Raw genomic sequence first — 11,835 nt, 5'->3', positions numbered from 1 at the left:
AGAAAGGAAGTCATCCGATTTGAGTTTTCCGTTCACTAATTGATGAGGCCGGGAGCTTTCACTCTTCTCCACCGGGCTAAAACTTGTCCAACAGAGCGCCAGTGTAGATTTTTCGAAACTACATGGCCGGCCTATGCTCTTCAATCCTTTATCCTGAGTCGGTCTGCAAGGAGTGGTGACCCGGTTTTGGAGTTCGCCGGTCAGAGCGTCTCGACCAAATGGTCACCTGCTAACCAATCGGGGAAGCAGTCTCAGTGTTGTCGATGCTGAAGGTTTTCTAGCGGCATTTCTTAGATAAATTAGTCGAGATACCGTCTTCTCCGTACTCTAGTCTTGGTTTATTAGAGTTGGGGATATCCTGCTAGGGCAGGTGCTGGCTAGCGCCGGTTTTGGATCGATAACGAGCGTATTTCAAGATTGGGGGGTGGATCTACGAAAGCTCCCAAGGCACTCTTTTAGCACCCCAAGGTTTTGAGGCGCATCCGAGCTAAAATCCTGAGCCATCGAGGCGAGTTTTTTTGTCCCCGATACACAAGCGGTATCGGGGCAGAGAAGAGTAAGATTGATATCGGCTATTTAAGCTTCAAACTCCTTGTCTTTACCGCAGCACTTTTTGTACTTTTGTCCGCTGCCGCATGGGCAGGGGTCGTTGCGGCCAGTCTTGGGTCCTATTACAACCGGCTCAAGCTTTTCCTGAGGTTGAGCTTCCTGTCTCGATTCGGAAAGGGGTTCCTCTTGCGCCTGCGGCAGCGGTGCTTCGTCGACGAAAGAGCGCTCTCTTTCCATGCGCAGAGATGCGATCAGTCTTTCGATTGCAGCGGCATCACGGGGCATCATCTCAAACCTGAAGAGGTCATGGGCGACTTGGCTTCGCAAGTTTTTCCCAAACTCGTCGAATAGTTTGAATCCTTCGTGTTTGAACTCAAGAAGAGGATCTCGCTGGCCGAATGAGCGCAGGTTGACGTCTGTTCTCAAATGATCCATAGACAAAAGATGTTCAATCCACAGCTGGTCGATTTTGCGAATCATGATGTTGCGTACAGCTTCGCTGATCTGGTCATCCTGATTGAGGATAAGCCCTTCCGCTGATTGAGGAATGACAATTTTTTGCTTCTCATGCTCAATCTTTTGGGTGAAGGCGCTGGCGATTTTTTCATTGGCGATGTTTTCGATCTCTTCGATCTCAAGTGCTACATCATCAAAATCCTTAGGATTGAATGAGAGAGGAATCTTCTCCATCAACGCATCGCAAAAACCTTTGGCATCCCATTGGGCGCTGTCGCTCCTGTTCATGAAATACTGTTCTGCTGTCTGAGTGACAACAGTATCGAGGATCTCCTTGGCCAGGTGGATCGGATTTTCGGTCTCTAAGATTTCATTGCGGAAGGCGTAAATCTCCTGCCTCTGCTTATTCATGACGTCGTCATATTCCAGAGTGTGCTTACGGATCGTATAGTTGCGCTGCTCGACCCGTTTTTGCGCCGTTTCTATTGAACGGTTGAGCATTCCGGCAGAGATCGGCTCGCCCTCGGGCGGGCGGAATTTTTGGAGCAGAGCCGTCATCCTCGGCGAGGAGAAAAGGCGCAGCAAAGGATCTTCGAATGAAATATAGAACTTGGTCGTTCCGGGGTCGCCTTGTCTTGCGCAACGTCCACGCAGCTGCCTGTCGATCCTTCTGGATTGGTGCCTTGTGGTGCCAAGAACGTGGAGACCACCTTTTGCGGCGACGCCTTCGCCTAATTTAATGTCGGTGCCTCGGCCTGCCATGTTGGTGGCGATGGTGATAGCCCCTTCTTTTCCTGCTTCTGCGACAATTTCAGCTTCTCTTTCGTGCTGTTTGGCGTTCAGTACAGTGTGCGGGAGATTGTTTTGTTTAAAGATGCGGGACAGTTTTTCCGAGGCGCTTACCGAATCGGTGCCTATCAGGATAGGGCGCCCTTTCTCGTGTACGTCTTTGACCTCTTTAAGGATGGCGTTGTATTTCTCCCTTTCGGACATATAGATTTCATCGTTGAAATCATCTCTTAGCCCTTTCTTATGGGTCGGTATTTCAAGAACGTCAAGCTTGTAGATCTGCTTAAACTCGTTCGCTTCCGTCATGGCCGTTCCTGTCATGCCCGCAATCTTCTCATACATACGGAAGAAGTTTTGCAGGGTGATGGTGGCGTATGTTTGGGTTTCGCGCTGGATGGGAACACCCTCTTTTGCCTCAATCGCCTGGTGGAGTCCATCCGAGAAACGTCTGCCGGGTTGAGGTCTGCCTGTATTTTCGTCGATGATGACGATCTTGCTTTCTTGGACGATGTAGTCGACGTCGCGTTCCATCAGTAAGTGGGCGCGGAAGAGCTGCCGCAGGTTGTGCGCTCTCTCTTTTCGCTTAAGATCCTCTTCTTGCAGTTTCAGCTTCGCTTCCACTTTGGCGTTGTCGTCAAGATCAGGATCCAGGTCAATTTTGTGGTACTCATCTCCCAGATCAAGCATCACGAAGTCGTCTGCGCTTCCTTCACCGCCAGCGAAGGAATTCCAGGCATTGATGCCTTTGTCGGTCAGTTCGAAGTCGTTGCTTTTTTCATCGATGATCAGGTACAGCTCGGAGAGAAACTCCTTGCGCTCTTCTTTATTTTGCTCGGCATAAAAATAGAGATCCCATTTATCAAGGGCAGCCCTCAAGTCGGGGTTCTCCTTGACGCGCTTGACAATCTTGTTGCGCGGTGTTCCCTTATTGACCAGCCACAAGTTCTTAAGAGCGGCGTCTTTTTCCGGAGAGCTCTCAAATTTTTTTGCGGCCTCGCTGCTCTCGTCTTCTTCCGAACCGAGATCCTCCTTGAGGATTTTGAAGGCATCGCTTGCAAGCTTGGTTAAAAAATCGCGCTGTTTGCGCACCAAGTTATGAACACCCTCTTTCAGTGTGTCATACATTTGCCGGCTTACGGGGGCCGGTCCGGAGATGATAAGGGGAGTTCTCGCTTCGTCGATCAAAATGCTGTCGACTTCATCGATGATTGCAAAGTAGAAGCCGCGCTGCACCTTTTGATCTTTGGTCGTGGCCATGGAATTGTCTCTTAAGTAGTCGAAGCCAAATTCCGAGGCGGTGCCATAGACCACATCGTTTTTATAAACCTCTTGCCTTTCGTCCATCGGGATTTCGTTTGTCAAAGCGCCCGTGGTTATCCCAAGCCACCTCAGGATAGAACCGACCCATTGGCAGTCCCTTTTGGCGAGGTAATCGTTGACTGTAACCAGATGGACAGGCTTGCCCGTCAACGCGTTTAAATAGAGGGGAAGAGTTGCTGTCAGGGTTTTTCCTTCGCCTGTCTGCATCTCTGAAATGGTGCCTTTATGCAGGGCGATGGCGCCGATCAGCTGAACGTCATAGGGCACCATGTCCCACTTCTGATCATATCCTGAAACGTGAACTTGCGTGCCTGCCAGGCGGCGGCATACGTTTTTCACGACAGCATAGGCTTCCGGCAGGATGTCATCCAAGGTTTCGCCCGCTTTAAGACGAGACTTGAATTCCTCGGTTTTAGCTTTTATTTCGCTGTCGCTTAAGTTCTTAAGCTTTTCTTCTTCGACTGCGATCTGTTCGACAATATGTCGATATTTTCTGATAAGTCTGTCGTGGGCTGAACCGAAGAGATATTTTAAAAATCCAAACATATGATGATCACGGGTGAAGTTGCTGGAAATAAATTTTATTCAATACGGGGCTTTTACAGCAACTTGTGTTTCCGTAAAAGATGAGAGAACTTCTCTTGCCTACCGCCAGCTTCCTTCATAATAGTGGATGGCAGCCGTCTCTGGATGGATATATTTCTTGTAGGCTGAATGACCCAATTTAAATTCGTTGGCTGTCAGCGGATAGAAAAAAGTGGTGGGAAAGATGATATCGTAAGTGACAGGATCCTGTTGAAGGTATTTAAAAAACTCGGAGGTAAAATAGGCAGGGCCGGAAAGATCTGTCGGTTCTCTGGAAACAGAAGATTCAAAATTCGATTTCAAATGATCGATCAGCTGCTTGATCAGCGGGTGTTTAGCCTTGGCTGCGATGAGTCCGCTGGCGATCATCGGAGGGGGCGCCAAAAGGGCCGGCTCGGTTCCAAGCAGTAAATCCACCTTTTCTGAGGCGAGCTCAAAAAATGAAGGGTTCAGGCATTCAAAATCGGTGTCGGCATAGAGACCGCCAAACTGATAGAGGATCTCATAGCGCAAAATGTCTCCCTTGACACCGAAATTCGAAGCTTTTTGGTAGAGCTCAGCGTTGCTGAGTATAATGGATTCCACTTCCTTGTCAGTCCACAGCCTGTACTCCCATCCCTGCCAATTTGTCCATGTCCGCATCCACTGAACGTATTTTTTCGGCACCGGCGATCCCACCCAAATTTGATGGATAATTTTAGGGAAACCGCTTGCCTTGTCCTGAGAACCCTCTCTGTCATAGAGTGCTTTAAGCTGCTGAAGCCTTTCGATGAAAAGCGGGCTCTCTTTTTTGTGGAGCAAACGTTGAAAGAAACGTTTGTCTAAATTGTAGCGGTGATAAGAACTTATAAAATCGGGGTTTGGCCAAGGTGCGTCCAAAGCGGAAACCGATGAGATGAGGCTAAGAAGAAGTAAGGTGAGAGCCAAAGCAGGGGCAATAAGGCGTCTTGCCCCTGCTTTTCTAAGAAGTCGGTTCATAGCAGATCGCGGCATGGATCATTCATCGACTTGATCAAAGAAGGAGAGGCCCTTAAGCCACTCTCCGGACCAATAGTGGAGCGCCACCGTCTCATCCCGGATGAGCTTGTTTTGCTCTTTTTGCTTCAGCTTGAATTCCGCTTTTGTGATGGGATAGAAATATGTCGGCGTGAATACGATGTCAATGGTGTCTTCATGACACGAATCGTAGTATTCTAAGAATTGCTTAGACAGGAATCCGGGGCCTGTCGCGTTGATGATGTCACCAAGGCTCATGGATTCTTTCAAGTTCTGAAGCTCTTGCAGCATGCGCTGCAGTAAGGGGTGTCCTGGTTTGGAGCCTATCAGGGCATTGCAGATGTGCAGCTTGGGGCATCCTTTAAGGGTTTCGATCCCGGCAAAAAAATCGTACTGCTCGGCTGCCCAGTCAAAGAAGGCAGGGCAGAAACACTCAAAATCGGTATCCACATAAACGCCTCCGAACTGATAGAGAATTTCGTAGCGGAGGATATCGGATTTGGCGCCGAGGTTTTTGACTTTTTGGTAAATGCCGGGATTGACCAATGTAATCTTGGCCACTTCGGCCTCTGTCCACAGCTTGTATTCCCATCCATGCCACTTCATCCACGTCTTCATGATCTTTTCGAATTTTTTAGGCACGGGGCTTCCCAGCCAAATTTGATGGACAACCTTGGGAATCGACAAGGCTGGATAGATGGGCGTCAGGTTATTGTTATAAAGAGTCTCTGTCAGCTTAAGCAGCTTGCCGCTTTGCGAATGGGGGGTTCTGACGTAGTGGTTGTAGATACCAACATCGATTCCATAGCGATGGATGGAAGGGACAAAATCAGCGAGATAGGGCGGGTTGGAGCACTGTTTTGCCGTAAGAAAATGGGAGGAGAAGAGGAGTAGCAGCAGGAGACAGCGGAAAGAGGATGAAATCATAATAAAATTCCTTTTTAACGCCTACTTTTAAGAAGTTTGTGAATTATTCACAACGCTAAAAAGGATCAAACGTCTTTAAGAGCCTGTGCCAATTTGGCACAGGCTCTTAGTGCATTTAGTTTTGAAGAACTAACTTCTCGATGTTTTGCAAGGAGAGGTATACCTCTCTTCCTGTTCTTCTATCCAGGTGCTGAAGCTGACGTGTTCCTTCACTCATAGGCATGCAGCGGCCAAGCTCATTCCATTTGTCAAAGATTTCCTCATGGTTTGAAGCTCCATCGCTAGCGGCGGCAAAGTTAGTTCCTAGCTCGGTCCAGAACCGGTGGATGTAGGACACCCCCCATAGTTTGGCCATTTTAAGAGAAGGCGGGGCCACAAGAGGTTGGATGTTTTCAAGGTTCTTTTTAAATACAGCGTCGTTCTCGATGCTGCGGACGATGTTTTCGAAAGCCTTTAAAAGATTGTGAGGGACTCTTTCTTTGGCCAAGCTGAGAGCGTCTTCCTTTCCTTTGAAAATTTTCCGTTCGGCGTTCATTTTAGCCCATTCATAGGTGTGCATGGCGCAGTCGTAGCCTCCGTTCGTGGTGATGAAGGGGCTGAATGCCTCCAGTTTCAGGAAAGTTGCTTTTTCGGGAGGGCTGTTTTCATTTATCCAGTCAGGTGAGTCGACAAGTCCGAAAAGAAGGTGTCCTTTGCCTGAGGGCCCAAGACCCCTGAGGAAGTCGATACCCTTGTGTAAGGAACCGGCCGCGTTCATGGGACCTCTTCCTTGAAAATGACTGGAGATTCTGTCTCCGCATTTGGAGGCGCGTTCTAAAAATTTGTAGAGGACTTGTTCTTTGTCTTCGATGACAAACGAGCCGCTGCTGTGCCCTTGTCCCATTTTAATGGCGATGCTCATTAAAAACCAAGACAGCCTGATGATCACATGATCACTTCCCAGAGGGTGTTGATCAGGAGAGTGTAATTCACCCTGAAGTACATGTTGATAGATCTCTTTTCCTTCCTGAATCATTTTCCGCACACGGCCTATAGGCAGATTGGGGCCGATCAAAACAAGATAGGCGTCCAGCCGGTTAATCGTATCTGCGTGGGTGAGGGAGGAAAAGGGTCTAATGGCGGGAATATCGGCAAGCTCTGGCGGCCTTTTCTGCAGAAGCTCTTCAAAAAAATTTCTTTGGGTCGAGACTAAAGAGGATAGTTCCATAATGGTTTCATCAACCCATACTGCATTCTCTCCATTCAATGATCTTGAGATCTCTTCTCCGCTTTCCTCAAGTCCCAAGTGGAGGTTGAATAAATTTTGAAAGCTATCGACGTATTCTGTAACCGCTTCTTGGTTTAGGTTCTCGAGGTCGATGTTTGCCTGAGTTTTGATGATTGACTCTTTAGCGGCCGAGAAGGTGAAAACGAGGGCGTCGATGACTTTCGTTGACTCTTCCGAAGTGAGTTTTGTCCCTTGCGGAGCTAAAACGAGCTGATGCTCGGTATCTGCTTTTAACGTCGCTCCCTGTTGACGCGATATCAGCTGAATGTTGTTGTGGATAATTTTTTCCACACACTCATCGCGAGATTCCTTGCCGAAGTCTACCTCTTCCAGCTTTATTGCCTCGCTGAGTTTAAAAAGAGCTTCCATATCTTCGAATTGCTTGAGGGTGCTTTCGTAGATTCGGCTCGTGATGGCGAGCTCTTTTTTCATCAGTTGATCGATTGCAGTAAAACGATGGAGAATCTCCTCTTCTTGATTGCCAAAAACAGTCGCCAATTTGGTTTTCCAGTTGTGCAGGCCGGTGATGGAGAAACTGATAGTCCTAAAGGTTTCCCTCGCCAGTTTGATGAGTGCAAGATTGGCGGGGCTTTGTCTTTGCTCGGGTGGCAGCTGCCGGTAGATGCCGATGATGTTATGATAGAGCTCTTCCGCTTTCTCGATTTCCTGGCTGTAGAAGGCGATCACCTTGTCGAAATTTTGGGTAGTGTAAGCTCCGGAAGACCATTTGTAACCGGGAATGTTTTCGACTGTTTTTTGGACGGGGGCTTCTTCGTAGCCGGTGAGCGTCCGGAGGAGAGCTCTGGCTCTGACGGTAGGTTGCAGATTTTCCCATTTTCGCAGTGTGGCAAGATCTTGAAAGTGAGCATTAATCACTTTCAGCTCATGGGTGATAGTCGCCATCGCATCGTTATAGGCTGCCGGCCTTCCTGCTGCCGTTTCAAGAAGTTGGCCACTCTCTTGAGGTTTATTGGCTGTATTAAAAAAACTAAACATAAAACACCTTTAAAATAGGATTGATTAATATATATACTGAACGATCATACAACTTTAAATTGTTTGTGTCAATTTTGTTTTGATTTTTGGTCGTTTCAGCCGGTTTTGGCGGTTGCCGGTTTTGGCGGTTTGGCAGCCGGCGGGATTTGGCAGGAAATCGGGAGAAGAGTATAGTTTTTGCAAGAATTGACCCTGAAGGAAGGAGGAATTTCATGAGATCGTCAAACCCGACCTTGCCCGATGATCTGTACTACGGATCGAGAGTGTATGGTGGCGAAAGAATGACAGTGCAGGGGGTGATCTTCAAAACGCTGATCTCACTTCTGCTCGTGATGCTCACTGCCGGTTATACATGGCTTAAATTTTCCGAGACCGGAAACCCCGCAGCGGTGACTCCCTGGATGATCGGTGGAGCGATTGTCGGATTTGTCCTGTCGCTTGCCACGGTGTTCAAAAAAGAGTGGGCTCCCATTACAGCACCTCTATACGCTTTGGCAGAAGGCCTTTTTATCGGAGGCATCTCGGCCATTTTTGAGCAATCCTATTCGGGAATTGTCTTTCAGGCTGCCTGCTTAACATTCGGAACCCTCTTTGCCATGCTCATGGCCTACCAGTCGGGACTGATCCGAGTGACTGAGACGTTTAAGATGATTGTTGTCGCAGCGACAGGAGGCATCGCCCTTGTCTATCTGATCGGCATCGTCTTGTCATTCTTTGGCGTTGGCATGCAGTTTATTTTCGGCAGCGGTCCTTTTGGAATCTTGTTCAGTATCTTTGTAGTCGGCGTCGCCGCCTTCAACTTGGTGATGGACTTTGACTTCATTGAGAAAGGGAGTGCGATGGGTGCGCCCAAATATATGGAGTGGTACGGAAGCTTTGCGCTGATGGTCACCTTGGTTTGGCTTTATATTGAGTTTTTGAGGCTCCTCGCCAAGCTGCGCGACAACCGCTAAATTTTATTCAGGGGCTGCCTTGCCAAGAGGTTGCCCCATTTTGCAGAGCACTTCAAGCCCTTCTTCAGTTCCTTGAAGAAGATCTTTTTCGATAAGCAGCGTGCCCCTTTTGAAGAGAAGGGCGACAGCAGATCCCCCAAATGAAAAATATCCTTTCTCGTCCCCTTTTTCGACGGGCTTTCCAGGAGAAAAGGTGCTGACGACTTTGCCAACAAAAGTAGCGCCGATTTCAACGAGCAGTACTTGTTGAAAAGCGGTTGTTTCAATTTTTGTGACGTAGCGTTTGTTCTCGAAGAGGATATTGATGTTTTGACGCACGGCGAAGGGGTTTACTGAAAACAACGGACCATTGATGAGCTTGGGGCTTTCGGCCACTCCCGAGACCGGAAAATGGAAACGGTGATAGTCGACGGGGCACAGCCTTCCAAGAACCAGGGCGCCCCCCTCATATTCTTTAGCCAGAGCTTCATCGTTCAGGAAACTTTTCAGGTCAAACTGCTTTCCCTTCACGATGAAATTTTTCTCTTCCGATATGTTGGAGTAGAAAAGGAAACGTCCGTCGGCCGGTATGATCGCGACATTGTCGCCTTCGCTGATGGGGCGCGCTTCTTTTTTTAGTTTTCTGGTGAAAAAATCGTTGAAGGATTGAAATTCTTGCGGTGCCTTTTCAAACTCAGTGGTGTTGACGCCGTATTTGTCGATAAACGCGGTTACCTTTCCCTTGCTCAAAGCGGAGGACTGCAAGCAGCCATAGAGTGTCGAAAAGAGGGGGATTTTGGAAACGAGGTTCTGGATGAAAGAGCCCGCCTTGGATCCTCCGTAGAGAAAAGAGATCGCTCGTTCTCCAAAAACCTCTTCCTTTTCTCTTTTTCCCGTCTCGCGGTTGATGTAGAAAATCGGCGTCATAAAATTTTGGCTTGCTTTTTAGATTTTTTAAAATGAATACCATTTGTTATATTGTTTTGTTAATAAACTTTCAATTTTTTTATGGAATTTACGCATCAAGCCTACCAACCCGGTGAAACAGTAGCCGCTATCGCGACTCCTCCTGGAGAGGGAGGAGTGGCCATGATCCGCATTTCAGGCCAGCAGGCTTTCGATGTGGCTGAAAGAGTCTTTTCTGGACCGGTCAAAAATTACCGATCTCACACCGCCCATTTTGGCTATATCAAAGACGGGGCAGGATCCCGTGTCGATGAGGTGCTGCTACTGCCTATGAAAGGTCCAAGGTCCTTTACGGGAGAGGATACTGTCGAAATTTTTTGCCACGGCGGCAGTTTAATCACCAAAAAAGTTCTTGAAGTTGTCTTGAAGGCGGGAGCCAGAGCGGCAAGCCCCGGAGAGTTCACATTCAAAGCGTTCATGAATGGTAAAGTCGACCTCACTCAGGCCGAAGCGATTCAGGAACTCATCATGGCAAAAAATGAGAGGGCTCTCAATTCCGCCGAAAACCAGCTTCAGGGCCGTCTTTCGGAACGGGTGCGCGAGTTTGAGAGAGAGTTGATCCGCGTTTATGCCATTTTGGAAGCATGGGTTGACTTTCCTGACGAGGGACTGGAATTTGCCCCGATGGAGGAAGTAATTAACGATTTGGAAACCATCGCTTCCGCGATGGACCGCCTGATCGCAACCTACCATGACGGACGGATCATCCATGAAGGGGTTTCACTCTGTCTTATCGGCAGCCCCAATGCCGGTAAATCCTCTCTTTTAAATGCCCTTCTCGGAAAGGATCGGGCGATCGTTTCCGATATTCCCGGAACGACAAGAGATGTTCTGGAAGATCATATGCGCCTTGCAGGCCTTAACATCAAGCTGGTGGATACGGCCGGTATTCGCGAAGCCGTCGAAGCGATCGAAAAAGAGGGGATTCGTCGCACCCATTCGGCAATAGACGACGCCGACGTGATTTTGTACGTACTTGACGCAACGCTTGGGCATAGCGCTTTGGATGCTGAACTGTGCAAAAAACTCTCCGGAAGGAAGGTGATCGCGGTTTGGAATAAAGTCGACCTGCCTCATCCTCCCATCGAAACAGATTGGTTTTCCCACAATGTCCGGGTCTCTGCGCAAAGGGGGGAGGGGATCGACACCCTGACGGAAATGATCGGCACAGTGGTGTTTGAGCGGGGAGCGCCGTCCAAAGAAGAGGTTGTCCTCACCTCCGTCCGGCATAAAGAGGCGCTTGACGAGGCAAGAGAGTCACTTGAGAAGGTGGTGCTGGGGCTTAAAGGCGGGGTGTCACCGGAATTCATCGCGTTTGACATGCGGCAGTCTTTAAGTTCGCTCGGCCGCATCATCGGGTTGAATGTCACCGAAGATATGCTGACGAAAATATTTTCAACGTTCTGCATCGGAAAATGATGGATAAAAAAAGAAAAGCCGCTGCCATCGCCAAGATTTTAAACCGCTGCTTTCCTGATCCTGAAATCCCTCTCAAACATAGTGATCCCTTTACTTTACTGATCGCCACCCTGCTTTCAGCTCAGGCGACAGATGCGGCGGTCAACAAAGTGACGCCCCGTCTTTTTCAGAGAGCCCCCACCCCTTTTAAGATGGCCGAGCTTGAAGAGGCGGAGGTTCGGGAGTTGATCCGCACAATCGGTCTTTTCAATACGAAAGCCAAAGCGATAGTCAAACTTTCCAGGATGCTTGTGGATGGATGGGGTGGAGAGGTCCCTTCAACTTTTGAAGAACTGGAGTCTCTGCCCGGAGTTGGTCATAAGACAGCCTCCGTGGTCATGTGTCAGGCTTTTCATAAGCCAGCCTTTCCGGTGGACACGCATATTCATCGCCTGGCCAAAAGGTGGGGGTTAAGCCGAGGAAAAGATGTTAAGGAGACAGAAGTGGACTTAAAGGCTGTTTTTCCCAAAAGTAAATGGGCGAAACTGCATTTGCAAATGATCTATTTTGGACGGACCTTTTGCAAGGCCAGAAATCATCTGGCGGAGGAGTGTCCGATTTGCACGTTTCTTAAAAGTGACTCTAATTAAACTA

At 48.6% G+C, this 11,835-nt stretch carries 8 protein-coding genes; 3 read left to right on the top strand and 5 right to left on the bottom strand.

What is annotated here, in order from left to right:
- Nucleotides 1–576: 576 nt before the first annotated feature.
- The 4 genes from secA to ELAC_RS07410 form a co-directional block, all read right to left on the bottom strand.
- Nucleotides 577–3,660, bottom strand: coding sequence for a preprotein translocase subunit SecA (secA, locus tag ELAC_RS07425; protein WP_098038656.1), 3,084 nt, complete (start codon nucleotides 3,658–3,660; stop codon nucleotides 577–579).
- A gap of 99 nt (nucleotides 3,661–3,759) precedes the next feature.
- Nucleotides 3,760–4,692 (bottom strand): glycosyltransferase family 32 protein, encoded by a 933-nt coding sequence (locus tag ELAC_RS07420; protein WP_098038655.1) that lies wholly within the window; start codon nucleotides 4,690–4,692, stop codon nucleotides 3,760–3,762.
- A gap of 3 nt (nucleotides 4,693–4,695) precedes the next feature.
- Nucleotides 4,696–5,622, bottom strand: coding sequence for a glycosyltransferase family 32 protein (locus ELAC_RS07415; RefSeq protein ID WP_098038654.1), 927 nt, complete (start codon nucleotides 5,620–5,622; stop codon nucleotides 4,696–4,698).
- Between the two features lie 115 nt (nucleotides 5,623–5,737).
- Nucleotides 5,738–7,885: a hypothetical protein gene (locus ELAC_RS07410; RefSeq protein ID WP_098038653.1), complete on the bottom strand. Its 2,148-nt coding sequence runs from the start codon at nucleotides 7,883–7,885 to the stop codon at nucleotides 5,738–5,740.
- Nucleotides 7,886–8,097: 212 nt separating this feature from the next.
- Here ELAC_RS07410 and ELAC_RS07405 point away from each other — a divergent pair, with 212 nt between their 5' ends.
- Nucleotides 8,098–8,838 carry a Bax inhibitor-1/YccA family protein gene (locus ELAC_RS07405; RefSeq protein ID WP_098038652.1) on the top strand — a complete coding sequence of 247 codons (741 nt, stop codon included), beginning with the start codon at nucleotides 8,098–8,100 and terminating at the stop codon, nucleotides 8,836–8,838.
- Nucleotides 8,839–8,841: 3 nt separating this feature from the next.
- Here the strand turns inward: ELAC_RS07405 and asd are convergent, their stop codons facing one another.
- Complete coding sequence (asd, locus tag ELAC_RS07400; RefSeq protein ID WP_098038651.1) at nucleotides 8,842–9,744, bottom strand: archaetidylserine decarboxylase; 903 nt, start codon at nucleotides 9,742–9,744, stop codon at nucleotides 8,842–8,844.
- A gap of 81 nt (nucleotides 9,745–9,825) precedes the next feature.
- Between asd and mnmE the strand changes: the two genes are divergently transcribed.
- On the top strand, nucleotides 9,826–11,202 hold the full coding sequence (gene mnmE / locus ELAC_RS07395; RefSeq protein ID WP_098038650.1) for a tRNA uridine-5-carboxymethylaminomethyl(34) synthesis GTPase MnmE: 1,377 nt from the start codon (nucleotides 9,826–9,828) through the stop codon (nucleotides 11,200–11,202).
- Nucleotides 11,202–11,831: an endonuclease III gene (gene nth, locus ELAC_RS07390; RefSeq protein ID WP_098038649.1), complete on the top strand. Its 630-nt coding sequence runs from the start codon at nucleotides 11,202–11,204 to the stop codon at nucleotides 11,829–11,831. The genes mnmE and nth overlap by 1 nt, the downstream gene beginning before the upstream one ends.
- Nucleotides 11,832–11,835 lie beyond the last annotated feature (4 nt).

The sequence above is a fragment of the Estrella lausannensis genome (assembly GCF_900000175.1).
Lineage (GTDB): Bacteria > Chlamydiota > Chlamydiia > Chlamydiales > Criblamydiaceae > Estrella > Estrella lausannensis.
Note: the sequence above shows the minus strand (reverse complement) of the source record. Positions and strands in the feature narration are given on the sequence as shown.